The organism is Clavibacter sp. CT19, from assembly GCF_027858075.1.
Lineage (GTDB): Bacteria > Actinomycetota > Actinomycetes > Actinomycetales > Microbacteriaceae > Clavibacter > Clavibacter tessellarius_A.
The window spans coordinates 126568-150714 of the sequence record NZ_JAQHYR010000011.1; the positions used below are offsets into that span (position 1 = coordinate 126568).

A 24147-nucleotide genomic window follows, 5' to 3' on the forward strand; every position below is an offset into this window, starting at 1 on the left:
CAGATGGCACTCGGGACCGACTGGGTCGTGGCCTGGACCACGGAGGCGGCGCGCGTGATCGCCGAGCGGCGGGGCGACCTCATCGCCCTCGACCGCGAGATCGGCGACGGCGACCACGGCGAGAACCTCGACCGCGGATTCAGCGCCGTGGTCGCGAAGCTCCCCGCGCTCGCCGCGGACGCGACGCCGGCCGACGCGCTGAAGGCCGTCGCGACCACGCTGATCTCCACCGTGGGCGGCGCATCCGGCCCGCTCCTCGGCACGGCATACCTCAAGGCGTCCGCCGCCGTCGCCGGCCGCGTCGACCTCGACGGGGCCGCGCTGGCCGACCTGCTCGAGGCCGCGGTCGGCGGGATCGTGCTCCGCGGCAAGGCCGAGCGGGGGGACAAGACCATGGTCGACGCCTGGGGTCCCGCCGCCGAGGCCGCGCGCGCCGCCGCCGACGCGGGGACCGCTCCGGCCGACGTGCTCGCCGCCGCGGCCGACGCGGCCGAGCGCGGCGCGGAGGCGACCGAGCAGCTCGTCGCGCGCAAGGGCCGGGCCTCCTACCTGGGCGAGCGCGCGGTCGGGCATCGCGATCCCGGGGCCCAGTCGTCCGCGCTGATCCTCCGGGCGGCGGCCTCGACCGCCCGCGACGCCGAGGGGGCCGCGTCGTGAGCGTCGGGCTGGTCCTCGTCTCGCACAGCGCCCTGATCGCCCACGGCCTCGTCGACCTCGCGCGCCAGATGGCGCCGACCGTCGCGCTCGTCCCCGCGGGCGGATCCGGCGACGGCACCCTCGACGACGCCGGCATCGGCACGAGCTTCGACGTGGTCGCCCAGGCGCTCGCCTGGGCGGAGGGCGGCGACGGGGTCGTCGTGCTGGCCGACCTCGGATCCGCGTACCTCACCGCCGAGACCGCGGTCGACCTCCTGGACGACGACGCCCGCGCCCGCGTCGTGGTGGTCCGCGCGCCGCTCGTGGAGGGCGCGGTGGCCGCTGCGGTGGCCGCCGAGACCGGCGGGACCCTCGAGGAGGTGGCTGCGGCGGCCGCCTCGGCCGCGAGCGCGGACGCCGCGGAGGACGCCGACGCCGGGCTCGCCCCGGATCCGCGCGCCGACGGCACGGAGCCAGCCCCCGCGGGAGGCGCCGGCACGGTGCGCGGCGAGGCCGTGCTCGTGAACCGCGACGGGCTGCACGCGCGCCCGGCGGCGGACTTCGTCACGCGCGCCGCGGGCTACTCGTCGGCGATCACGGTCAACGGGCAGAACGCCGCGTCGCTCCTGGGCGTCATGGCGCTCGGGCTCACGCGCGGCGCGCACGTCGTCATCGAGGCCACCGGCGACGACGCGGAGGAGGCCGTCACGGCGCTGGTCGAGCTCATCGACTCGGGGTTCGGCGAGGCCTGACCCGCGGCGTCGCGGTCACTCCGCGTCGACGTAGACCCAGGATCCGCGGTGCCGGGCGAAGCGGCTTGCCTCGCGCTGCGCGCCGCGCTCCCCGTCGTGCCGGTACGCCGCCTCGAACTCGACGAGGCCCGTGGCGTCCGCGGGCCCGCCGAGGGCGGTGCGCACGATCGTGAGGCGGAACCACCGGACAGCGGGATCCAGGTCGAGCTCGTCGGGCCGCGTCGACGGGTGCCAGCTCCGCGCGAGGTGCGCGGCGTCCCCGCGCGCGTAGGCCGAGAAGCGCGAGCGCATCAGCCGCTCGGCGGTGGGCGCCGCGACGTCGCCGCGGTGGATCGGGCCGCAGCAGGCGCCGTACGGGTCGCCGCTCGTGCAGGGGCACCACGCGTCGTCGTCGGGCGTCGACCAGGGGGCGTCGGGGGAGAGTCGCGTCACCCCGCGAGCCTGCCATGTCGTCGTCGACGGTCGTGAGCGGAGCAGGATGGGAGGGCGCCCGCCCGGGTGCGCACCCGATCCGAGGAGACGCCATGACCCCCGCCATCGACCTGCTCGTCGACGCCTACGGACGCATCGGCGGGATCGTGCATGAGGCCGTGGACGGGCTCGACGCCGACGACCTGGCCTTCCGCCCGGACGCCGAGGCGAACACCGTGGGCTGGCTCGTCTGGCACCTCGCCCGCGTGCAGGACGCGCAGGTGGCCGATGTCGCGGGCACCCCGCAGACGTGGACGGCCGGGGGATGGGACGCGCGCTTCGCCCTGCCGTTCGACGCGTCCGCCACCGGGTACGGGCAGTCTCCCGAGGACGTGGGCGCGCTCGCGGGCACCGGCCCGGAGCTGCTCCTCGGCTACCTCGACGCCGTGCAGGCGGCGACCCTCGCGTACCTCGCCGGGCTCGACGAGTCGGAGCTCGCGCGCGTCGTGGACGAGGACTGGACGCCACCCGTCACGCTCGCCGCCCGCCTCGTGAGCGTGCTCTCCGACGACCTGCAGCACGCGGGTCAGGCGTCGTACCTGGCGGGGCTGATCGCGCGCCGCGGTTGAGCAGGGCGCGACGGCCGGATCAGCCGGGCAGCTCCGCCTCGATCAGCGACACGATCTCCGGCGCGTCCGGCTCCACGGTGGGCCGGAAGCGGTGCACGGAGCCCGACGGCGTCACGACGAACTTCTCGAAGTTCCATTTCACCCGCCCGGCCTTGCCCTCGGCGTCCGGCGCCTTCGTCAGCTCCGCGTAGACGGGGTGGGCCGAGCGCCCGTTGACCTTGACCTTCTCCATCATCGGGAAGGTGACGCCCCACGTGGTGGAGCAGTACTCGTCGATGGCCTCCGCGGACCCGAGCTCCTGCAGGAACTGGTTGCTGGGGAAGCCGATGACCGTGAACCCGCGATCGCCGTAGGTGCGCTGGAGCTGCTCGAGCTTCTCGTACTGGGGCGCGAGCCCGCAGCGCGAGGCGACGTTGACCACGAGGACGACCTTGTCGGCGTACGCGCCGAAGGTGGTCTCCTCGCCCTGGAGCGTGGTGAGCGGGATCGGGTCGAGCCGGGGGTGGGTCATGTCCCGAACCTAGACCCGTCGCCTGGCAGGGGCCGTGGCGCGATCGCGCGGCAGGACTCCACGACGAGGAGGCCGGCCGCCTCTCGGCGACCGGCCTCCCGGGTGCGGGCGGGCCCGCGGCGGTCGTGCTAGTTCGCGAACTCCGTGACGGTCGCGTCCGCGGCCACCTTGGTCGCGCCCACGTCGACCCCGTGGTACCTGCTCAGCACGTCGACGGTGTCCTGGACCTCGGCGTCGCGCTCGTCGTCGCTCCAACCGAGCGCCTCCTGCAGCACGTCCGCGATCTCCGCGAGCATCTCGTGGGTGACGCCGCCGACGAAGGCGAGGTTCGTGCGGCGGAGGACGACGTCGGAGAGGTGCACCGCGTCCTCGTGCGTGGCGAAGTACGCGATCTCGGCGCGCGTGAGCTGCGGGTCGGTCGCGAGGGGCGTCGACGGCTGCCCGGACAGGACGTCGATGACGCTCGTGGCGCGCGTCCCGTAGCGGTTGAGCAGGCGGTCGACCTGCTCGGTGCCGATGCCCTCCGCGCGGGCCGCCTGCGTGGCGATCCAGCGGGCGCGGGCGGTGCTGGAGGACGGGAAGTCCTTGCCGCCGCCGATGGGCATGCCCGTCGTGTCCACGGAGCGCTCGACGCCGAGGCGCGTCGTGGCCTCGGTCGACAGGTGCGCCGACAGGGCGCGGAACGTCGTCCACTTGCCGCCCACGAGGCTCAGCACCTTCGCGTCGGGGAGGCCGGCGATCTCGGTCTCGACGATGCGGTAGTCGCGCGACACGAAGCCGGGCGCGGTGTCCTCGTGGCGCGGCAGCGGGCGGATGCCCGAGTAGCGGTACACGATGTGCTCGCGGTTCAGCTCGATCTGCGGGAAGACGTGCTTGACGAGGTCGAAGAAGTAGTCGACCTCCTCCTCGGTGCAGACGGCCGGCTCGCGCGGGTCGGCGTCGATGTCCGTGGTGCCGATGAGCACGCGGCCCTTGAGCGGGTAGATGAGCACGATGCGGCCGTCGTTGTTCTCGAAGAAGATCTCCCGGCCCTTGGTCGCCTCGAGCAGCTCGGCGTTGTCGACGACGATGTGCGAGCCCTTGGTCCCGCCCATGAACTTCGTGTCGCCGCCCATGGCGTCGTTCGTGAGGTCGGTCCAGGGGCCGGACGCGTTGACGACCACCGGCGCGGTGACGACGAACTCGGTGCCCGAGATCACGTCGCGCAGCTTCACGCCGCCGTCCTGGACGCCCACGGCCTCGAGGTAGTTGGCGCTGCGGGCGTGCTCGCCCGCGGCCAGGCCGTCCTTCAGCACGTCGAGCGCGAGGCGCTCGGGCTCGTGCACGGAGGCGTCGTAGTAGGTGCCCGTGAACTTCACGTCCTTGTTGAGGGCGGGCATGTCCTCGCGGGCGGCCTTGCCGACGCGGAAGCGGTGGCGGGGGACGGAGCCGCCGTCGCGCGAGAAGGAGTCGTACAGCGTCATGCCGACGCTGATGAGCAGGGCGCCGCGCTCCTTGGTGGAGCGCTGCTTGTGCGTGAGCATGCGCAGCGGCGCGTTGAGGATGCCGGAGAAGGTGGAGAAGATCGGCATGGTCGTCTGCAGCGGCTTCACGTAGTGGGGCGCGATGCGGATGAGGCCGTTGCGCTCCTCGACGGACTCGCGGACGAGGCGGAACTCGCCGTTCTCGAGGTAGCGGATGCCGCCGTGGATCATGTGCGAGCTGGCGGCCGAGGCGCCCGAGCCGTAGTCGGCGCGCTCGACGAGGACGACGTCGACGCCCTGCAGCGCCAGGTCGCGGAACGTCGCGATGCCGTTGATGCCGCCGCCGATGACGAGCACCTGCGCGCTCGGGCGGTCGTGGATGCGGGCGACGTTGTCCCGCAGGTCGGTCTTCTTCGACGTGGTCACGAGGAGGCTTCTCTCTGTTCGATGCGTGCGTGGTGCGCGTGCTGTCCGTCCATCATCCGCCCGCGAACGGATCCCGCGAAGCCCGTGCACGGATGTGCAAGCATCGTCGGATGGTCGACGGCATCGCGCACGAGCGCACCCAGGACGCCCTGCGCGCGGCGCACCTCTACTACATGCAGGACCTGACGATGGAGGCCATCGCCCGGGAGCTCGGCACCAGCCGCTCCTCGGTGTCGCGGCTGCTCTCGTACGCCCGGGAGTCGGGCCTCGTCGACATCCAGATCCGCTCGCCGCTCGACCTCGCGTCCGTGCTCGGGGAGCAGCTGCACGACCGGTACGGCGTGGTCGCGCACGTCGTCCCCGTGCCCGACCAGACGAGCGACGTCGACCGCGTCGACCGGGTGGCGCTCTCGGCTGCACGGATGCTCACCCAGTACGTCGACTCGAACATGGTCGTCGGCGTCGCGTGGGGCTCCACGGTGAGCGCCGTCAGCCGGTACCTCGTGCCGAAGCCCACCCACAACACGCTCGTCGTGCAGCTCAACGGGGCGGGCAACGTGCGCACCACCGGGATCATGTACGCCAGCGAGATCCTCCGGCGGTTCGGGCAGGCGTACGGCGCGACCGTGCAGCAGTTCCCGGTGCCGGCGTTCTTCGACGACCCCGCCACGAAGCTCGCCCTCTGGCGCGAGAGGAGCACGAAGCGCGTGCTCGAGCTGCAGGAGCGGATGGACATGGTCCTGTTCGGCGTCGGATCCCCGGTCGCCCTCGTGCCGAGCCACGTCTACTCGGGCGGGTACCTCGAGCGGTCCGACCAGCGCGCGCTCGATGCGGACGGCGTCGTGGGAGACGTCTCCACCGTCTTCTTCCGCGAAGACGGGTCGTCGGCCGACATCGCGATCAACGCGCGGGCGAGCGGGCCGGACCTGGCGACGATCCGCAAGGCGCCCCGACGCGTGTGCGTGGTGGCGGGGGCGTCCAAGGCGCGGAGCGTGCGCGGGGCCCTCGCCGCGGGGCTCGTGACCGACATCGTGCTCGACGAGGGGACGGCGCGGGCCCTGCTGCAGTAGCGGGGGAGAGGGAGATGACGGTGGGCGATACCGGACTCGAACCGATGACCTCTTCCGTGTGAAGGAAGCGCGCTACCAACTGCGCCAATCGCCCGTGCTCGCACCGCGGACGGTGCGGATCCATGATGCCATACCGCGGGCGCCGTCGCGGTCACGCCGGTCCCGGCGGGGCCGGCGACGACGGTCCGCTGCGCGACACGCCCGGGCTGGTCCCGAGCGCTCGCCCACCGGATCCGCGTGAACACGGGGCAGCGGGCGCGTGAACGGGGTGCCCGGAGCGGTCGGGCGCGCGTCGTTTTGCACCCGCGCCAGGAGATCGGCTAGAGTCATCGAGCACGCAGGGACGCCGGGAAGCCGGCGGACATCGTGTGAAATGCGGATGTGGCGCAGTGGTAGCGCATCACCTTGCCAAGGTGAGGGTCGCGAGTTCGAATCTCGTCATCCGCTCGACAGGGGCCCCGAGAGGGGTCCCCTTTCACAAGGTGGGAACCACCGGTGGTGGGGTGGCCGAGAGGCGAGGCAGCGGCCTGCAAAGCCGTCCACGCGGGTTCAAATCCCGTCCCCACCTCGAGCAAGTGCATGAGCGATTGGCGCAGCGGTAGCGCGCTTCCCTGACACGGAAGAGGTCGCTGGTTCGATCCCAGTATCGCTCACCACCCAGAAGGCCCCGGGAGACCGGGGCCTTCTTTCTTTCCCCCCGGCGCCTCCTCCGGCCGGCCGGCGCGCGCACGCCCGCCGCTCCCGGCGAGGGGCGGCTCCCGCGCGCCGGTAGTCTGGATCGGTTCCCTCCCCGTCCCGCAAGGAGCCCGCAGTGGTAGACGCCGCCCAGCCCGAGAACCACGACGAGGCCGCGCCCGCGGAGACGACCGCGCCGGTCGAGGCGACGGAGGCGGGCACCGGGTTCACGCTCTTCGGCGACCGCGCGGTCGTCGCCATGCGCATCGGCGGGGAGCTGAAGGACCTCGCGGCAGAGGTCGCCCCCGGCGACGTCGTCGAGCCCGTGCGCATCGACTCGCCCGACGGCCTCGCGATCCTCCGTCACTCGGCCGCGCACGTCATGGCCCAGGCCGTGCAGCAGATCAACCCCGAGGCGAAGCTCGGCATCGGGCCGCCCGTCACGGACGGCTTCTACTTCGACTTCGACGTGGCCGAGCCCTTCACGCCCGAGGACCTGAAGGCGATCTCCAAGAACATGGAGCGCATCATCCGCCAGGGCCAGCGCTTCACGCGCCGCGTCGTCTCCGAGCAGGAGGCCCGCGAGCTCATGGCCGACGAGCCCTACAAGCTCGAGCTCATCGGCCTCAAGGGCGGATCCGGCGAGGAGCTCGGCGAGGACGGCGAGTCCGTCGAGGTCGGCGGCGCGGAGCTCACGGTCTACGAGAACGTCGACGGGAAGACCGGCGAGGTCTTCTGGCGCGACCTCTGCCGCGGCCCGCACCTGCCGAGCACGCGCATGGTCGGGAACGGCTGGGCGCTCTCGCGCGTCGCGGCCGCCTACTGGCGCGGATCCGAGAAGAACCCGCAGCTGCAGCGCATCTACGGCACGGCGTGGCCCACCAAGGACGAGCTGCGCGCGTACCAGGGCCGCATCGAGGAGGCCCTGAAGCGCGACCACCGCCGCCTCGGCGCCGAGCTCGACCTCTTCTCCTTCCCCGACGAGATCGGCTCCGGCCTCGCGGTCTTCCACCCCAAGGGCGGCATCATCCGCCGGGAGATGGAGGACTACTCGCGCCGCCGGCACGAGACGGCCGGCTACGAGTTCGTCTACTCGCCGCACATCACGAAGTCGAACCTGTTCGAGACGAGCGGGCACCTCGACTTCTACAAGGACGGCATGTTCCCCGCCATGCACCTCGACGAGGCGCGGAACGACGAGGGCGAGATCACGCGCCAGGGCGCTGACTACTACCTGAAGCCCATGAACTGCCCGATGCACGTGCTCATCTACCGGTCGCGTCAGCGCTCGTACCGCGAGCTGCCGCTGCGCCTGTTCGAGTTCGGCACGGTCTACCGCAACGAGAAGTCCGGCGTGATCCACGGCCTCACCCGCGTGCGCGGCATGACGCAGGACGACGCCCACATCTTCACGACGCGCGAGCGCATGGCCGACGAGCTGAAGGGCACGCTCGAGTTCGTCCTCTCGCTGCTGCGCGACTACGGCCTCGACGACTTCTACCTCGAGCTGTCCACGAAGGACCCGGAGAAGTTCGTCGGATCCGACGAGGTGTGGGAGGAGGCGACCGAGACGCTCCGGCAGGTCGCGGTCGACACGGGCCTCGAGCTCGTGCCGGATCCCGCGGGCGCCGCGTTCTACGGTCCGAAGATCTCCGTGCAGGCGCGCGACGCCATCGGGCGCACCTGGCAGATGTCCACCATCCAGCTCGACTTCAACCTGCCCGAGCGCTTCGGCCTCGAGTACACGGCGAACGACGGCACGCGCAAGCAGCCCGTCATGATCCACCGCGCGCTGTTCGGGTCCATCGAGCGCTTCTTCGGCGTGCTCACCGAGCACTATGCGGGCGCGTTCCCGGTGTGGCTGTCGCCCGTGCAGGTGGTCGGGATCCCCGTGGCCGAGGACTACGAGGAGTACCTCGGCGGCGTGCTCGACCGGCTCCGGGCGGCGGGCGTGCGCACGCAGCTCGACACCTCGGACGACCGGATGCCGAAGAAGATCCGCACCCACACCAAGCTCCGCGTCCCGTACCAGCTCATCGCCGGCGAGGACGACCGGGCGGCCGGATCCGTGAGCTTCCGCTTCCGCGATGGCACCCAGGTCAACGGCGTGCCGGTCGACGAGGCCGTCGAGCGGATCACGGGCGCCATCGCGCGCCGCGAGCAGGTGGTGACCGCGTGGCCCGTCTGACCCTGTCGGACCACGAGTCCGGGGGAGAGGACGAGCGCCCCGACGTGCGCGTCGACGACCCGGGCCACCTCGCGGGCGTGCCCGACGAGTTCCAGCGCCTGTGGACCCCGCACCGGATGGTCTACATCCAGAAGGGCCAGCAGCCGGACCGCGACGAGTGCCCGTTCTGCATCGCGCCGTCGATGTCCGACGAGGACGCGCTCATCGTGGCCCGCGGCGAGCACGCCTTCGTGCTGCTGAACCTGTTCCCGTACAACAGCGGGCACCTGCTCGTCTGCCCGTACCGGCACATCGCGACGTACGACCTCGCGGGCCCCGAGGAGGTGGCCGAGATCGGCGCGCTCACGCAGACCGCGATGCGCGTCGTGCGCGAGGTGTCGCGGAACGACGGCTACAACATCGGCATGAACCAGGGGCAGGTCGCGGGCGCCGGCATCGCCGAGCACCTGCACCAGCACATCGTGCCGCGATGGGGGCAGGACGCGAACTTCCTGCCGATCATCGCCAAGACCAAGGCGCTGCCGCAGCTGCTGGGCGACGTCCGGGCATCCATCGCAGCAGCCTGGCCCGCCCCGGCGGGCGAATAGGATAGGGATCACAATGACTGACACCAACACCCCCGGACAGGTCGGCTCGAGCCGCGTCAAGCGCGGACTCGCGGAGATGCTCAAGGGCGGCGTCATCATGGACGTCGTCAACGCCGAGCAGGCGCGCATCGCGGAGGACGCGGGCGCGGTCGCCGTCATGGCGCTCGAGCGCGTCCCGGCGGACATCCGCTCGCAGGGCGGCGTCGCCCGCATGAGCGACCCCGACCTCATCGACCAGATCAAGGCGGAGGTCTCCATCCCGGTCATGGCGAAGGCGCGCATCGGCCACTTCGTCGAGGCGCAGGTGCTGCAGTCCCTCGAGGTCGACTACATCGACGAGTCCGAGGTGCTGAGCCCGGCCGACTACGTGAACCACATCGACAAGTGGGGCTTCACCGTGCCCTTCGTGTGCGGCGCCACGACGCTCGGCGAGGCGCTCCGCCGCATCACCGAGGGCGCGGCCATGATCCGCTCCAAGGGCGAGGCGGGCACGGGCGACGTGTCCGAGGCCACCAAGCACATCCGCACCATCAAGTCGGAGATCCGCGCCCTGAGCGCCCTCACGCACGACGAGATCTACGTCGCCGCGAAGGAGCTGCAGGCGCCGTACGACCTCGTGCTCGAGGTCGCGCGGACCGGCCAGCTCCCCGTCGTGCTCTTCACCGCGGGCGGTGTGGCCACCCCGGCGGACGCCGCGATGATGATGCAGCTCGGCGCCGACGGCGTGTTCGTCGGATCCGGCATCTTCAAGTCCGGCAACCCGGTCGCCCGCGCGAAGGCCGTCGTCACCGCGACGGCGCTGTACCAGGACCCCGACGCCATCGCCCAGGCGTCGCGCGGGCTGGGCGAGGCGATGGTCGGCATCAACGTCGCCGATGTCCCCGCCCCGCACCGCCTCGCCGAGCGCGGCTGGTAGCAGGCGGACCGAGCGCCTCCGGTTCCGCGAGGGACGGGACCGCCGGGACGGCGACGGCCGGCGCGGTCGACGACGAGGGGACGAGCGCGGCTCGTCCCCCGGCGTCCGCCGCCGCGACGTCCGCCGCCGCGACGTCCGCCGCCGCGACGTCCACCGTCGAGGAGACGCGGATGTCGTCGGACGCCGCGCCGACGGACACCGTCCGGGGTCCCGTCCCCAGCACCCATCGCTGGGACGACTCGGACCAGGACGACAGCTCGCGCGCGGTGACGTGCATGCGAACCCGCTTCGACTGACCGGCGGCGAGGTCGACGCGGTCGAACTGGACGAGCTTCGTGGGCGCCTGCGCGATCCCGTCCGGCAGCTCCGAGGACGGACCGACGTAGACCTGCGGGATCTCCGAGCCCGCGACCCCTCCCGCGTCGGTGATCCGGAGGTCGACGTCGATGCCGCCGTCCCCGGTCGCCCGTGCCGAGTAGTCGTCGTAGACGTAGTGCGTGTACGACAGGCCGTGGCCGAAGGCGAACATCGGCGCGAAGCCCTGCGTGTTCTCCGCGGAGGCGTACCAGCGGTATCCCACGTCCAGCCCCTCGGTCCACTTGATCGTCCTCGTCGGCTCGCCCTGCGGCTGGGTGCCGCCCGCCCGCTCGGGATGACCGGCGAACAGGGTCTCCGAGCTGTTCCTCGGGAACGAGATCGTCAGCTTGCCGGACGGGTCGGAGACGCCGTAGAGGGTGTCCGCCGTCGCGGCGCCCCCCTCCTGGCCCGGGTACCACATCTCCAGCACGGCGTCGACGCCCTCCTCCCACGGCATCTGCACGGCGGCATCCGAGTTCACGACCACCACCACGCGGTGGCCCGCCCCGTGCGCGGCGGCGGTGACGCGCCGGATGAGCGCGTCCTGGTCGGCGCTGAGACGCGCGACGTCGCTGGTCGGGGAGACGCCGTCGCCGGTGACCTGGTTCGCGTCGTCGACGAAGACGGCGGAGACGTCGTGCGTGCGTGCTGCCGTCTCGGCCTGCCGCAGCGAGTCCTCGATCGGGGACCAGGCGAAGCGGAACGTCGGCGTCGTCGCGGCGATCGCGGACGGCGCGTACCCCAGCGTCACCCGATGCCGGCCCGCGGTGAGGTCGAGGACGGTCGCGGCGTTCTCGTAGCCCAGGTACTGGCCGTTGCCGGCGGTCGTCCTGATCCCCGCCTCGGTCGAGTACGTGGGGTACGCGTTGGGCAGCACCTCGGCGTCCGGGTCGGTCAGCGCGACGGATCTGCCGTCCACCGCGAGGGTGGCGGTGCTGTTGCTCGCCGGGCGGGTGTCCTGGTTGTACCTGCTGTCGTCGCCGCTGTCGGTGCCGTAGGGACGCTGGGTGAGCAGACGGTACTGGCCGTCCGCCGGCACGTCGAGGTAGCCGGTCCAGGAGTACGTGCTGCCCGGGCGGAGATCCGTCTGGTCGCCGTCGATGGCCGCGTCGGTCGACGTGGTCGAGACGGTTCCCGTCGTGGTCGTGCGGGTGAGGCCGCGCGTGGTGCCGCCCTCGTCGGCGCTGAGCGCGTCCGCCGGGACGGTGGTGCCGAGCAGGTCGATGCCGGGGGCGCTGGTGACGCGGTCGCCGGCGATGGAACGCATGGCCTTCAGCGGGGTGATGTTCGTCCGGTCCCCGAACCCGAGGGCGCGTTCTCCGCCCGGGCCGGCCGGGAGGAGGGTGGCGGACTGCCCCATCACCGCGACGGACCGCTGCGGGTCGAGCGGCAGGGCGCCCCCGTCGTCCTTCAGCAGGACGGCGGACTCCTCCGCGAGCTGGAGCGACTCCTCGATCCCCGCCTGCTCGTCGATCCGGATGGCGTGGTCCGTGTCGTCGACGTCGCCGTGCTGCGGCACCGGCGACCGCACGGCCTCCGGGATGCGGCTGTCGTCGAGGAGCCCGAAGCGCTCGTACTGGTACAGGATCCGGCTCACCGACTCGCGCGCCGCGTGCGCGTACCTCTCGTCGTACGAGTCGGACTGCGGGTCGATGAGCGGCAGAAGCGCGTCCGACGAGAAGTTCGTGGTCGTGAACTCCTGGTCGGTCCCCGCGAGGAGGTCGGACGTGGCCGTGCCCCCGCCGTAGTCCGTCGTGATCCAGCCGGGGAACCCCCACTCGTCCTTCACGATGCGCTGGAGCAGACCCGAGTTCGCGCAGGCGTAGCGGGGCTCGTCCTCCTCGCCGACGATCCGGGACGTCGCGTACGAGCACATCATCGAGCTCACCCCGGCGGACGCGGCAGCCTCGATCGGCGCGAGGTACAGCTCGTGCGCCGCCTGCCCCTCGACCAGCGAGGCGATGTTCTGGTCCTGCCCGTCGTAGGAGCTGACGTGCTTGACCTGCGCGAGCAGCCCGGTGCTCTGGATCCCCTGGATCTCGCGGGAGCCCAGCTCGGAGGCCACGTACGGGTCCTCGCTGAGCGCCGTCATGTCGCGCTTCCACGAGGGCATGCGCACGATGTCGACCTGGGGACCGTAGATGAGGTCCATGTCCATCTCAGCGCCGTCCTCGCCGACCCGCTGTCCGAACCGCGAGAACGCGTCCCGGTCGAACGACGACGCGAGGCCGAGCCGGTTCGGATACGACGTCGCGGCGGCGGACGCCTCGATGCCGAGCGCATCCGCGTGACGGGTCTCGGGGATGCCGAGCCGGGCCACGCCGCGCACGTAGCCGGCCTGGTCGTGGGTGTCCGGGTCGAGGGTGCCGTCGATGTTGGTCTTGTCCGCCCAGCTGCCCTCCATGAGGTCAAGCTCCTCCGTGGGCGTCATCCGGCTCACCAGCCAGTCGACCGTCCGCGTGTGCGGGGCGTCCGCCGCGATCGCCGGCGAGCGGAGCCCGGCGGGGTCGGAGCTCGCGGCGGTCCCGGCGGACGCCGGGGGAGCGAGGCCCAGGGTGGCGGCCGAGACGGCCGCCATCAGGCCGAGGCAGGCCGTCCGGCCGGGTGTCGTGCGTCGTCGCATCGAGGGCTCCTTCCTCCGGTGGTCCTGTGCCGTGCTGGTGGACCGTCGGTGGCGCCTGACGGACCGTGGGCAGGCGGTGCCTGCGTCGGCGACGGCCGCCGGATCGCCGACGATCCGGAGGATCCCCGGCAGGATGCCCGGCAGGATGCCCGCCCCTCGTCATCGCCACGTACGTCTCCGGGCTGTCGGCCGGGCATGGTCGTCCGGTCCTCGCGGCGGCTACGCATCGGAGCCTCCGGCGCCGGGGCCGGGGCCGGCGTCCAGCGCATCCCCGTGCGCCAGGCACCAGGTGAGGGCGAGGCAGGTGAGGGCGTTGTGCACCCGGCCCTCTCCGAGGAGTGCGGCGACGTCGGCGAGTCGCACCCGGCGGACCCGCAGCATCTCCTCGTCGACCGTCATGGTCCAGCGGTCGTCGTCCTCCCGCGGTGCGACGCGGGCGAGGTGGAGGGACGTGATCTCCCCGGTGAAGCCGGGCGAGATCACGAAGTCGCAGAGATGCGCGATGTCGAGGGCCTCGAGGCCGGTCTCCTCCCGCAGCTCGCGGACGGCGGCGTCGCGCGGGCTCTCGCCGGGATCCACGAAGCCCGCGGGCAGCTCGAGGTCGGTCCTCCAGCCGTGCTTGACGAACAGCGCCGGCCGCACCTGCTCCACGAGGTGGACCGATGCGTCCTCGGGGCAGTACGGGATGACGGCGGCGAGGTCGGGAAGGTCGATGCAGTCCACCGACATCCTGCGCTCGGCCACCGGGGACGTCACGGTCAGGCTGTACCGCGTCGTCGGTCTCGATGACGGCTCGCGGGCCACGTCACCGATCCGCACCTCGTCGAGGTGGGGCCCGTCACCGTTCATCGGCGCCACCTCGGGTCCAGGCGGCACCGGGCCACGCCGATCACGTGGCTACTCCGACAGCACGGCACACAACCACTCCTCCACCTCGCCCAGGTCCATCTGCAGCTGCTCCGCAGGGCTGATCGGCCGCCCGCCGAGGACGACGCCCTGCTCTCCGGCGCGGAGCACCGCCGCGACGGCCTCCTGGGACGTCAGGTGCCTCCGGACCAGATCGGCCGCCTCCCGGTCGTGCGGCAGCCCGTACTTCTCCACCACGTGGACGAAGCCGCGCAGCTTCTGCCACCAGACGCTGGCGTTGCCGAGCGGGACCCAGGTCGTCTCCGTCTCCGAATCGAGCGAGACGATGGGCACGACGGCGAGCGGCGTCCCCTCGTGCTGCAGGTAGCCGAGCATGTCGTAGTCCACGCAGAAGTCGAAGACGTCGAGCTCCTCCAGCATCGCCGCGAGGCACGCGCGGTCGAACATCTTGAAGGGGCAGGTCACGTCGCGGAGGATCAGGTCGAAGGCGAGGAGTTGCCGCACCCGCTTCAGGACGTAGTTGGCCGTCGACTCGCTGTCCCGGGAGTCCTGCCAGTGCGAGACGCGCGTGGATCGGCGATCCCCGATGGCGGCTCGGACCCCGCCGGTGAGGAACGGCTCGAGCAGCAGCCCGATCTGACCCAGGTTGTTGCTGTTGTCGCAGTCCGTGAACATGACGTAGTCGTGGCCCCGCGCGGAGGCGCGTCGCAGCCCGAGCAGGAGGGCGCCGCCCTTCACCGAGAGGTCGGCCGCGGCCAGCTTCGACAGCGGCGGCTCCGCGGCGGGCAGCGCGTCGCGCAACCGGAGCAGCTCGACCGACTCGAGCCCGTCCTCCTCGACGATCGCGCGCGCGACCTCCAGGCTCCCCTCGGGGCACTCGTCGTCCACTATGTATAGCCGCCAGCTGACGGGGGCGTCGCGGAACAGCCACTCCAGCTCGGCGACCTTCGCGCGCAGGGCGTCCTCGCCGGCGGGGTTCCGCTCGGTCCGGGGCTGGAGGCGTCGCGCTTCCTTCCACACGGCGAAGACGATCCCCACGCTCACCGGCTCGGCCAGGCTCCTCACCACGCGCCTCGACGCCGCCAGGTGCGTCACCAGCTCGGCGAGGATCCCGTCCCCGTGCGTCCACGCGAGGACGGTCTCCTCGTCGGTCACGTCCTCGTCGACGAGCCGGTCGGCGACCGCGAAGGCCTCCCTGCGATACTCCCCGTCGCTCAGGAAGCGGACCAGGTACTCGTCGCTCGGCTCGAGCTTGCTCGTCGTGCTGCTCATCGGTGTTCCTTCCGGTCGTCGGTGCATGCGGTGGCGGGTGGTGTCGCGGGGCGAGGCCCCCGATCCGGCGCCCTGAGCGGGTCAGCTGCCCGGGAGCGTGTCCGGGCGCGGGCTCCGGCGACCACGATCACGAGCGCCCCGATGGCCATGAGCGCGGTGATCGCGGCCGAGGCGCCGTAGACCGCGCGGTAGGGGGCCGGGAAGGCGGCGAGGAGCGCGATGAGCGCCCCGGCGAGGATGGCGCCGACCCGTCGGGTGTTCGTGAAGAGGCCCGATGCGAGACCGGGGCTCGCGAAGGCGTCCTGGAACACGGTGAGCCCCACGCCCGCGACCACCGCGAAGAACCAGGCGTTCAGCGGCTGCAGGGCGAGGAGCTGCCAGGGGTGGGAGGCGAGCGCGGCGGTGCCGTAGTAGACGGCGCCGGAGGCGAAGCCGGTGAGGAGCAGCGACGCCGTGCTCGCGCGTCCGTGGAGCCGGCCGATGACGAGGAGCGCGGGGATCTCCAGGAGCGCGGCCGCGCCGAGGACGACGCCGGCCCAGACGAGCGGGCTGTCGAGGTCGCGCGTGATGAACAGGGACGCGATCGTGACCGTCGCGATGTTGGTGGCCTGCAGCAGGACGAACGCGGTCATCGTCGTCCAGCGCGACCAGCCGCGCAGCTGCGCGAGCAGCTTCGGGCGGGCGGCTCCGGCGCCCGCCGGGGCCGTGGATCCGCGCCGGCGCAGCAGGAGCAGGGCGGTGACGACGTTGACGACGCCGACCGCAGCGAGGAGCAGCAGCGCCGCCGGCGATCCCGTCACTCCCGTCCAGAGGGTGGCGAGCGGAGGACCGACGACCCAGGCGAACGAGACGATCGCCCGGGTGCGGATGACCTGGGCGGGCGCCGCCCCCTCGTGTCGGAGCTGCGCGAACAGCAGGGTCGACCCGACCCCGGGCGGCCCGCCCAGCACGACGAGCGCGGCCACGGCCCACGGCAGCGACGTCGTCACCGCCAGGACCACCACCAGCGCGACCCCGGCGACCGCGCACACGAGCAGCGGCCGGAGGTAGTCGCCCGTCCGGTCGGCGAGGACGGGGATCGCCAGCGACGCGATGAAGCCGCCCACGTTGTACGCGCCGAGCGCCCAGCCGACCTGCGAGGGCGTCGCGTCGTACAGCGTGACGAGCAGCACGGCCAGCAGGGGATTGAGGACCGCGAACTGCAGCGCCCAGAACCAGGCCGCGACCGGCCACACCAGCCGTCCGCGCTCCTGCGGGGGAGCCGCCGTCATGTCGGCCCCGCCTGACGGGTCCGACGGACGCCGGCGGTGGTCCGCTCGCTGCGCTCCATGTCCACGATCATCTCCTAGTCCACGAGCCCGAGCGATGCCGCCTGCTCGTGCGCCGCCGAGCTGGAGAAGACGTCCAGCGCCCCGAGGTACACGAGCAGCTTGGCCGCCGTGGCCCGGTTGTACGCGTGACGGATGTCGTCCGAGAACACGTCCGCCAGCACCTGCTCGATCTGGTCCGGGGGCAGCCCGTACGCGGCGAGCTCGGCGGCGACGGAGGGCCGGTCGGGGTCGAGGAAGACGTCGATGAGCCGGGGGAACAGCTGCGCGACGAACTCGCGCTGCCCGGGATCGAGGCTCCCCCAGAGGTGCTCGAGGTACGCGGCGAAGTACGCGTGGTGGCGGCCCTCGTCCAGCGCGTGGTCGTGGACCGCGTCCGTGACGGCGGGATCGACGCGCACGCCGCGTCCCACGTCCGTGAGCGTGGAGGAGATCAGCGTCTCGGAGACGATCGTGAAGGCCAGCTCGATGAGGCCGGCCAGCCGGGGCTCGTGAAGAGCCTGCAGGCCGCGCAGCCGCACGAGGAAGAAGGGCTCCTCGTCCGCCTTCGGCGGGGCGATGCCCGTCAGCTGCTCGGCCTGGCGGATGAGGTCCACCGAGAAGTAGGCGTGGTACGCCTCGTCGCAGTAGATCTTGAGCGCGTCGAACCGCATCTGCTCGGGGATGGGGACGCGGACGTCCCCGTTGGCGATGCCGAGCGCCACGTGGTTGACCACCAGGTGCTCGAGCTTCGCGGTGAAGTGCAGGTAGCGGTAGAGCTGGCGCGTCTGCATCCCCACGAGCACCTCGGGGCCGAGGGCGCGGACGAGGGGATGCGCGGCGACCGGCACCAGCTCCTCCGGGAACAGGGCGAGGCCCGCGTCCGGCCGCAGCACGCGCCGGGGCGCCGATCGGACGCTCGCGCGCGCGTCCCAGCTGCTGAAGGCGGAGCGGTAGTCCGGCGGAGGCGCGTCCGGCGGGACGCCGGCCGCGTCCGTCGTGCCCTGCGTCCGGGCGACGGGGCAGAAGGCCGCGGCCGCGCAGCCGACGAACAGGCCTACGGTGCCGCACATGACGCACTCCTCTCCGCGGACACGAGGGGTCGGTCGCGAGCCGACGCGACGGCGGGGGTGTCACGACACATCGATGGTCACCGTCCTCGTCTCGAGGAAGAAGCCGAGGCCCTCCTCGGAGCACTCCGCGGGACCGAACTGCGAGGACTTCGCCCCCGTGTGCGCCATGTGCGGGAACGCTCCCGTACCCGCACGGTTGACATGCAGCATGCCGGCCTCCGTCTCGGCGACGAAGCGCCCGACGCTCCGGATGTCGGAGGTGAAGATGGCCGCGGACATCCCGTACTCCACGGAATTGCCGATGGCGATCGCCTCCTCCAGCGACGATGCCGCGAGGACGACGAGGACGGGCCCGAACACCTCCGTCCGGGCGAGCGGCGCCGTGGGATCCAGCCCGACGATGACGGTGGGCAGCACGAAGTTCCCCACGGTCCCCATGCGCTCGCCGCCGCACAGCACGGTGCCGCCATCCAGGCGGCTCGCCTGCACGGCGTCGAGGCACCGCCGCATGGCGTCCTCGCTGATCAGCGGGCCGAGGTCCGAGCTCGGGTCGTCCGGGGGACCGGGCCGGAGCCGCATGGCGTGCTCGACGATCCTCGCGACCAGCGCGTCGTGCACCGGCGCGTGCGCGATGACGCGGCTCGTCGCGGAGCAGCGCTGGCCGGACTGGCCGAACGCGCCGCGCACGACGGCCGTCGCGGCGCGATCGAGGTCGGCGTCCTCCATGACGATGACGGCGTTCTTGCCGCCCATCTCGAGCTGGGTCCTGGCCATCGTCCGCGAGGCGGCCCGGTGGATCGAGCGCCCGACGTCGACGCTCCCCGTGAAGCTGACGGCGCGCATCTCTGCGCGGGAGACCAGCAGGTCCCCGGTGACGCCGTCGCCCTGGACCACCGAGACGACGCCGTCGGGGACCCCGGCGAGCGCGGCGAGGTCGACGAGGAGCTCGGCCGTCCGCGGGGCGAGCGGGGACGGCTTCAGCACGACCGTGCACCCGGCCACGAGCGCCGGGGCGAGCTTCCAGGCCGGGATCGCCAGGGGGAAGTTCCACGGCGTGATGAGGGCGACCGGCCCGACCGGCCGTCGATGCGTCGAGCTCGCCGTGAGCGGGGTGTCGGAGGGGAGCGTCTCACCGCCGGTGCGCCTGCCGAAGCCGGCGGCGAAGCGCACGAGGGCCACCGTGCGCTCGACCTCGCCCACGGCGTCCCGGACCGGTTTGCCGGTCTCCGCCCGGATGCTGGCGGCGAGCTCGTCGCGGTGCGCCTCGATCAGCTCGGCGAGCCGGTGCACGACGTCGCCTCTCCGAACCGCTCCCGCGTCCGCCCAGCCGCGGGAGGCCGACGCCGCGCGCTCCGCCGCCACGCGCACCTGCTCCGCCCGACCCGCCGGGAAGGTGCCGAGCACCCTCCCGGTCGATGGATCCGTCTTGACGAGCGCCGGGCCCGCCGTCGCCGTCGCGGCGTCCATGACCGACACCGGCTCAGCCCACCCGCGGGGCGGGCGACTCGGCGGCCATGGCGACGTCGCGGCCGATGGCCTCGTAGCGGGCCTCCCGGCTCACGTGATCGGCCATGTCCTGGAGGTCGAACACCTCCTGCAGGGGCGCGATCGAGTCGTCCACCGCGGCGGCTGAGCCGCACTCGAGGATCGTGCGGAGCGTCGTCCGCGTGGAGGAGATCGCGCTGCGCAGGCCCTGGTTCGCGTAGATGGCCAGCGACGCCCCCATGCGCTGCAGGTCCGTGAGGGTGGTCTCCTTGTAGGTCGTGGGGACGACGACCACGGGCAGCTCGCCGTCGTAGGCCGCGAGGAACCCCTCGATCTCGGTCGCGTCGGCGCGCTTCGAGTGGATCAGCAGCGCGTCCGCGCCGGCGGCCTCGTACGCACGGGCCCGGACCAGCGCCTCGTGCAGGCCGAATCCCGCGATGAAGGCCTCGATGCGCGCGATCACGACGAACGCGTCCGAGGACCGGTTCTCCCGGGCGGCGGCGAGCTTCCCGCAGAAGTCCTCGATCGGCACCAGCGACTGGTTCCCCGCCACGAAGCTGTTCAGCTTCGGGAAGGTCTTGTCCTCGACGCACACGCCCTGGATGCCCGCGGCCTCGTAGGCCCGCACCATGGCGGCGACGTTGGCGGTGCCGCCGAATCCCGAGTCGCAGTCCGCGAGGACCGGGATCCGGACCTTCGCGGCCATCGACGCCGCCACCGCCAGCACGTCGCTCATCGTCAGGATGTTCGCGTCGGGCACGGCCATCGACGCGGAGATCTCGAGCCCGCTGGCCCAGACCACGTCGTATCCCGCCTGTTCGACCAGCCGCGCCGTCAGCGCGTTGTGCGCGCCGGCCGCGCTCCCGATGCGCGCTGAGGCCAGCACGTCCCGGAGCGTCCGTTGCATCGTCATCGTCCCTCTCCTCTCATCTCGTGTCCGTCCGACCGCAGATGCGCGGCGAACCTGTCGCGGAGCTCCCGCGGTGCGAGCGACACGCGGGGTCCGATCGGCCCGGACCTCGGGGCGACCCGGATCCGTGCGAAGGCGGGGAAGCGCGCGATCCCCGCGATCCCCGCGAGCCCGTCCTCGGTCGTGATGTCCAGCACGGTGCGGTACCCGAGCCCGCGGGCGACGGCGGCCAGGTCCCCGGAGGGGGACACGCGCTGACCGCCCGTGCTGCCGTGCTGGCCGTTGTCGAGCACGACGTGCAGGATCCGGTTGCCGCTCCCCGCGACGCTGGCCGCTCCGCTGAGGTTCATGGCCGCGGAGCCGTCGCCGTCGATCGCGATCACCGTCGTCGACGGGAGCTGGATCGAGACGCCGAGCGCCACCGGTCCCGCCATCCCCATCGACCCGACGAGGTAGAGGGTGCCGCCCCTGTCGTGGAAGCCGAACAGGTCCCGCGAGATGTGGCCGCACGTGGCGACCACGGCGGCGTCCGCGTGCGCGTCGAGCAGGGCTCGGAACGCGTCCTCGTACCGCACGGCTAGATCCCCTCCACGACGAGCACGACGAACGGCTGAGCGTCCCGCACCGCGTCCATGCCCGACGCCACGGCCCGCTCCGGCCGCTCGGGGTCCAGGACCGCGTGCGCGATCCCGACGACGTCGAGGAGGCGGACGACCTCGCGGCCGATGACGTCGTGCTCGACGGCGTCCGTCCCGTCGTGCCCGCGCCAGCTCATGATGATGAGCGGATGGACGTCGTAGATGAGGGTGAGGCTCGTGAGCACGTTCAGGCAGTAGCCCAGTCCGGAGTTCTGCATCAGGACGACGGGCATCGCACCCGCCAGCCGTGCCCCGACCGCCATCCCCATCGCGGTGTCCTCGCGCGGCGCCGGGACGTACCGGATGCGCTCGCCTGGCCCTCCGCGCTCCAGGACGGAGAACAGCCCCGCGAGCAGGGAGCACGGGACGCCGGTCGCGAAGTCGACCCCCTCCCGCCGCAGGGCGGCGAGCACCCGGTCGGCGGCCGTCGACGTCGCGGTCCCGGCGGTCACGAGTGCACCACCTCCTGCATCCAGATCGCCACGTTCATGTACATCCAGACCTTCTTCCCGTAGAAGTCGTGGTCGAGGTCCTGCGGGCGGCGGAGGAACCCCTCCATCGCCCGCCGATCGAAGAGGCCGTCGCGCTGGGTGGCCCCGTCCAGGAGCACCTCGCGGGCGCGGACCAGCATGCCGTCGCGCATCCAGTCGTCCAGCGGCGTGGGGAAGCCCATCTTCTTGCGCGACGTCAGCGTCCCCGGGAGGTACCTGTCGGCGACCCTCCGCAGCACGGTCTTCGTCGTGTCCAGGGTCTCGGAGGCGCGGAAGGCGGGCGTGAACCACGAGCGGAGCTGCGCGGAGCGGCTGTTCCACGCCATCTTGTGGCGGACGGGCATGTGCACGAACGCCTCGACCAGCTCGTGGTCGACGAACGGCACGCGTCCCTCCAGGCTCGCGGACATGCCGATCGCGTCGACCTTGTCGAGGATCGCGCCGATATGGAGGTGCTGGAACGCGTGCAGGACCCGGTCGTAGGGGTCGGCATCCGCGGTCCGGGCGAACGACCGCTCGAACGGGGCCCTGACCGCGCGATCACCCTGCAGGGCCTCGCGCGCCTCGGGGGAGAAGAGGCCCCACTTCTCCTCGAACGGCACCCAGTGGTACATGCGGTAGAAGTGCTCGAGGTGGTCGCGCACGTCCAGGTTCGCGGCCAGCGAGGTCTGGCTCGGGCCGTGCGCGGCCGCGATCCTCCTCGCCAGGGCCGGCGGGACCACCTTCTGCAGCGCCGCCGTCTTCTTCCAGTCGAGCGGCGAGCGCATCACCCGCCCGTATCCGCCGAACAGCTCGTCCGCCCCGTCCCCCGAGAGCGCGACCGTCACGTGGCGCCTCATCTCGGTGGAGAGCGCGTGGACGGCGATCTCCTGCGGGATGGACAGGGGCGCGTCGCGGTGCCGGATCAGCGGCACGAGCCCCTCCTCGTACGTCTCCCTGCCGACGACGAGATGGGTGTGCTCGGCGCCGACGTGGTCGGCGACCTGCTGCGCGTACACGCCCTCGTCGTACGCGCCCGTCCCGTAGCCGACCGAGAACGTCCGCACCGGGCGATCGAGGCGCCGCGCCATCATCGCGACCACGAGGCTCGAGTCGAGGCCCCCGCTCAGGTACGCCCCGAGCGGCACCTCCGAGACGAGGCAGCGGTCGACGGCCCTCCCGAGCATCTCGTCGGCGAGGTCGATCCACTCCGGTCCGCTCCGGGACCCGTCCGGCCGGGGCACGGGGAGCTGCCAGTACTCGCGGTCGACGACCCGCCCTCCGGACACCTCGACCAGATGGCCGGGCAGCACCTTCTCGATCCCCTCGAAGTAGCTGTTCCCCCACACGGCCTGACGGAAGGTGAGGTAGCTCGAGATGCCGGCGAGGCTCGCCTGCCTGCGGAAGCCCGGCACCGCGAGGATCGCCTTCATCTCGGACGCGAAGACGAACCTCCCGTCGACCACCGCCCAGTGCAGGGGCTTGATCCCGAGCCGGTCCCGAGCCAGGAGGAGCGTGCCCGTGCGACCGTCGTGGATGCCGAACGCGAACATGCCGTTCAGCCGGTGCACCACGTCCGAGCCCCACTCGAGGTACCCGCGGAGGAGCGACTCCGTGTCGCTCGACGTCCGGAACACGTGGCCGCGCGCCCGCAGCTGGCTCCGGAGCTCCCGGAAGTTGTAGATCTCCCCGTTGAAGACGAGCGACACGCGCGTGTCCGCGTCGACCATCGGCTGCTGCCCGTGCGGCACGTCGATGACGCTGAGCCGCGTGAATCCCAGACCGACGGGACCGTCGACGTGGTAGCCGGACTCGTCGGGTCCGCGATGAGCCTGGCACGCGTTGACGGCGGCGAGCATCTCCAGGTCGGCGAACGGCCGACCGTCGAGCTCCAGGATCCCCGTCACCCCGCACATGGGCCGGCACCTCCACGCCCCGTCTCGAAGATGCTGCGCGCGCGGGCGTAGTCCGCGGGCGTGTCCACCTCCGCCCATCGGTTCCCCCCGACGCTGACGCACTCGATGGACAGCGTGTGCGCGAGGTCCGGGAGGACCGCCGTGTAGTAGTCGTCGCGATCGCGGCCCTCGGCGAACCGACGCGCGAGCTCGGCCGCGACGGGCGCGCAGGCGCGCTCGCTCAGCTTGAGGATCCCCACGAAGTTGCCGTCCGCCTCGGCCGGCGCGAGGCGGTTGCCGATCTCGAGCGCACCGTCCCGGAGGCGGACCCGCATGGTGCCCTCGAGGCGGGAGGAGCCGTCGACGGCGAGCGCGACGTCCGCGGGCGAGTCGAGCAGCGCGTCGAGGATGCCCGGATCGAAGACCACGTCGCCGAAGAGGATCACCCGGTCGCCTCCCCCCTCGAGGAGGTCGACGTTCGCGCCGAGCGTCCAGAGGTTGTTGGCGGTCTCCCAGCCGTCCCAGACGCGCACCGTCCCGGTCGGTCCCACGGCGCTCGCCAGCTGGCGCCACTCGAACCCGGCGACCACCACGGAGTCGCGCACCCCGGCGCGTGCGAGCTGGGCGCGGGCGCGGGCGAGCAGCGACACGGCGTCGATCTCGAGCAGGCACTTCGGGACGTCGCCCGTGACGTCGCGCGCGCGGGTGCCGGATCCGGCGCAGAGGAGCACCGCCCTCGTCTCAGCCACGGTCGGCTCCCCGACCGGCGGACGCCCCGACGACCTCGCGCGACCGGACCCGGTCCCGTCCCTGCACCCCTTCGCGGACGGCAGCCGGCGCGTCGGCCAGCAGCCTCCGCCTGCACCCCTCGGGTACGCCCTGATGCGACATCGATCCCTCCCCGTCTCGTCCTGCACGCGTACGACCTGTGCGCCTCCGACGAGAAGGGAGCTCGTGAACGCCTGCCCGTCCGTGGACGGAGCCTC

General features: G+C 72.5%; 21 protein-coding genes and 4 tRNA genes. 10 read left to right on the top strand and 15 right to left on the bottom strand.

Translation table 11 applies throughout. The features are described 5' to 3' along the window. Window positions 1-3: 3 nt before the first annotated feature. Both dhaL and dhaM read left to right on the top strand, forming a co-directional pair. Window positions 4-657, top strand: coding sequence for a dihydroxyacetone kinase subunit DhaL (gene dhaL, locus PED38_RS13960; RefSeq protein WP_270981746.1), 654 nt, complete (start codon window positions 4-6; stop codon window positions 655-657). Continuing rightward, window positions 654-1388, top strand: coding sequence for a dihydroxyacetone kinase phosphoryl donor subunit DhaM (gene dhaM / locus PED38_RS13965; protein WP_270981747.1), 735 nt, complete (start codon window positions 654-656; stop codon window positions 1386-1388). Before dhaL ends, dhaM begins: the two co-directional genes overlap by 4 nt. A 15-nt stretch (window positions 1389-1403) precedes the next feature. Here dhaM and PED38_RS13970 read toward each other — a convergent pair whose 3' ends face one another. Next, window positions 1404-1820, bottom strand: coding sequence for a YchJ family protein (locus PED38_RS13970; RefSeq protein ID WP_270981748.1), 417 nt, complete (start codon window positions 1818-1820; stop codon window positions 1404-1406). A 92-nt stretch (window positions 1821-1912) separates the two neighbouring features. Here PED38_RS13970 and PED38_RS13975 point away from each other — a divergent pair, with 92 nt between their 5' ends. Further along, a complete protein-coding gene (locus tag PED38_RS13975; protein ID WP_063071153.1) occupies window positions 1913-2428 on the top strand; it encodes a mycothiol transferase in 516 nt (171 codons plus the stop codon). 19 nt (window positions 2429-2447) lie between these two features. On the opposite strand, the gene PED38_RS13980 is transcribed toward PED38_RS13975, so the two are convergent. Beyond that, window positions 2448-2939 (bottom strand): glutathione peroxidase, encoded by a 492-nt coding sequence (locus PED38_RS13980; protein WP_270981749.1) that lies wholly within the window; start codon window positions 2937-2939, stop codon window positions 2448-2450. A gap of 128 nt (window positions 2940-3067) precedes the next feature. Beyond that, window positions 3068-4828: a glycerol-3-phosphate dehydrogenase/oxidase gene (locus PED38_RS13985; RefSeq protein WP_270981750.1), complete on the bottom strand. Its 1761-nt coding sequence runs from the start codon at window positions 4826-4828 to the stop codon at window positions 3068-3070. A gap of 110 nt (window positions 4829-4938) precedes the next feature. Between PED38_RS13985 and PED38_RS13990 the strand changes: the two genes are divergently transcribed. Further along, complete coding sequence (locus tag PED38_RS13990) at window positions 4939-5898, top strand: sugar-binding transcriptional regulator (RefSeq protein ID WP_063071156.1); 960 nt, start codon at window positions 4939-4941, stop codon at window positions 5896-5898. A gap of 21 nt (window positions 5899-5919) precedes the next feature. Here PED38_RS13990 and PED38_RS13995 read toward each other — a convergent pair. After that, window positions 5920-5992 (bottom strand) — tRNA-Val (locus tag PED38_RS13995). Between the two features lie 281 nt (window positions 5993-6273). On the opposite strand from PED38_RS13995, the gene PED38_RS14000 reads away from it, so the two are divergent. From PED38_RS14000 to pdxS, 6 genes are all read left to right on the top strand, one after another. Beyond that, window positions 6274-6345, top strand: a tRNA-Gly gene (locus PED38_RS14000). Window positions 6346-6395: 50 nt separating this feature from the next. Beyond that, window positions 6396-6466 (top strand) — tRNA-Cys (locus PED38_RS14005). Between the two features lie 13 nt (window positions 6467-6479). Next, a tRNA-Val gene (locus PED38_RS14010) sits at window positions 6480-6554 on the top strand. A 155-nt stretch (window positions 6555-6709) separates the two neighbouring features. Beyond that, the gene (gene thrS, locus PED38_RS14015) at window positions 6710-8761 is read left to right on the top strand and encodes a threonine--tRNA ligase (RefSeq protein ID WP_063071157.1); all 2052 of its coding nucleotides are present in this window, start codon (window positions 6710-6712) and stop codon (window positions 8759-8761) included. A 44-nt stretch (window positions 8762-8805) separates the two neighbouring features. Next, window positions 8806-9348 carry an HIT family protein gene (locus PED38_RS14020; RefSeq protein WP_107490168.1) on the top strand — a complete coding sequence of 181 codons (543 nt, stop codon included), beginning with the start codon at window positions 8806-8808 and terminating at the stop codon, window positions 9346-9348. A gap of 13 nt (window positions 9349-9361) precedes the next feature. Next, window positions 9362-10264 (top strand): pyridoxal 5'-phosphate synthase lyase subunit PdxS, encoded by a 903-nt coding sequence (gene pdxS / locus PED38_RS14025; RefSeq protein WP_116055610.1) that lies wholly within the window; start codon window positions 9362-9364, stop codon window positions 10262-10264. Here the strand turns inward: pdxS and PED38_RS14030 are convergent. From PED38_RS14030 to PED38_RS14080, 11 genes are all read right to left on the bottom strand, one after another. After that, on the bottom strand, window positions 10212-13244 hold the full coding sequence (locus PED38_RS14030; RefSeq protein ID WP_270981751.1) for a glycoside hydrolase family 3 C-terminal domain-containing protein: 3033 nt from the start codon (window positions 13242-13244) through the stop codon (window positions 10212-10214). The two genes, pdxS and PED38_RS14030, sit on opposite strands and share 53 nt — an antisense overlap. A 219-nt stretch (window positions 13245-13463) precedes the next feature. Beyond that, a complete protein-coding gene (locus PED38_RS14035) occupies window positions 13464-13967 on the bottom strand; it encodes an NUDIX hydrolase (RefSeq protein ID WP_270981752.1) in 504 nt (167 codons plus the stop codon). A gap of 174 nt (window positions 13968-14141) precedes the next feature. Continuing rightward, window positions 14142-15383 (bottom strand): glycosyltransferase, encoded by a 1242-nt coding sequence (locus tag PED38_RS14040; RefSeq protein WP_270981753.1) that lies wholly within the window; start codon window positions 15381-15383, stop codon window positions 14142-14144. Then, the gene (locus PED38_RS14045; RefSeq protein WP_270981754.1) at window positions 15380-16654 is read right to left on the bottom strand and encodes an MFS transporter; all 1275 of its coding nucleotides are present in this window, start codon (window positions 16652-16654) and stop codon (window positions 15380-15382) included. The genes PED38_RS14040 and PED38_RS14045 overlap by 4 nt, the downstream gene beginning before the upstream one ends. A gap of 74 nt (window positions 16655-16728) precedes the next feature. Beyond that, complete coding sequence (locus tag PED38_RS14050) at window positions 16729-17763, bottom strand: diiron oxygenase (RefSeq protein ID WP_270981755.1); 1035 nt, start codon at window positions 17761-17763, stop codon at window positions 16729-16731. 60 nt (window positions 17764-17823) lie between these two features. Next, entirely contained in the window at window positions 17824-19230 is a 1407-nt protein-coding gene (locus PED38_RS14055) for an aldehyde dehydrogenase family protein (RefSeq protein ID WP_063071164.1), read from the bottom strand. A 13-nt stretch (window positions 19231-19243) separates the two neighbouring features. Next, on the bottom strand, window positions 19244-20161 hold the full coding sequence (locus PED38_RS14060) for an isocitrate lyase/phosphoenolpyruvate mutase family protein (protein WP_063071165.1): 918 nt from the start codon (window positions 20159-20161) through the stop codon (window positions 19244-19246). Continuing rightward, on the bottom strand, window positions 20158-20733 hold the full coding sequence (locus PED38_RS14065) for a thiamine pyrophosphate-dependent enzyme (protein ID WP_270981756.1): 576 nt from the start codon (window positions 20731-20733) through the stop codon (window positions 20158-20160). Before PED38_RS14065 ends, PED38_RS14060 begins: the two co-directional genes overlap by 4 nt. Window positions 20734-20735: 2 nt before the next feature. After that, entirely contained in the window at window positions 20736-21248 is a 513-nt protein-coding gene (locus PED38_RS14070; RefSeq protein ID WP_270981757.1) for a thiamine pyrophosphate-binding protein, read from the bottom strand. After that, window positions 21245-23173: an asparagine synthase (glutamine-hydrolyzing) gene (gene asnB, locus PED38_RS14075; RefSeq protein WP_270981758.1), complete on the bottom strand. Its 1929-nt coding sequence runs from the start codon at window positions 23171-23173 to the stop codon at window positions 21245-21247. Before asnB ends, PED38_RS14070 begins: the two co-directional genes overlap by 4 nt. After that, window positions 23170-23910, bottom strand: coding sequence for a phosphocholine cytidylyltransferase family protein (locus tag PED38_RS14080; protein ID WP_175345471.1), 741 nt, complete (start codon window positions 23908-23910; stop codon window positions 23170-23172). The genes asnB and PED38_RS14080 overlap by 4 nt, the downstream gene beginning before the upstream one ends. Between the last annotated feature and the right edge of the window lie 237 nt (window positions 23911-24147).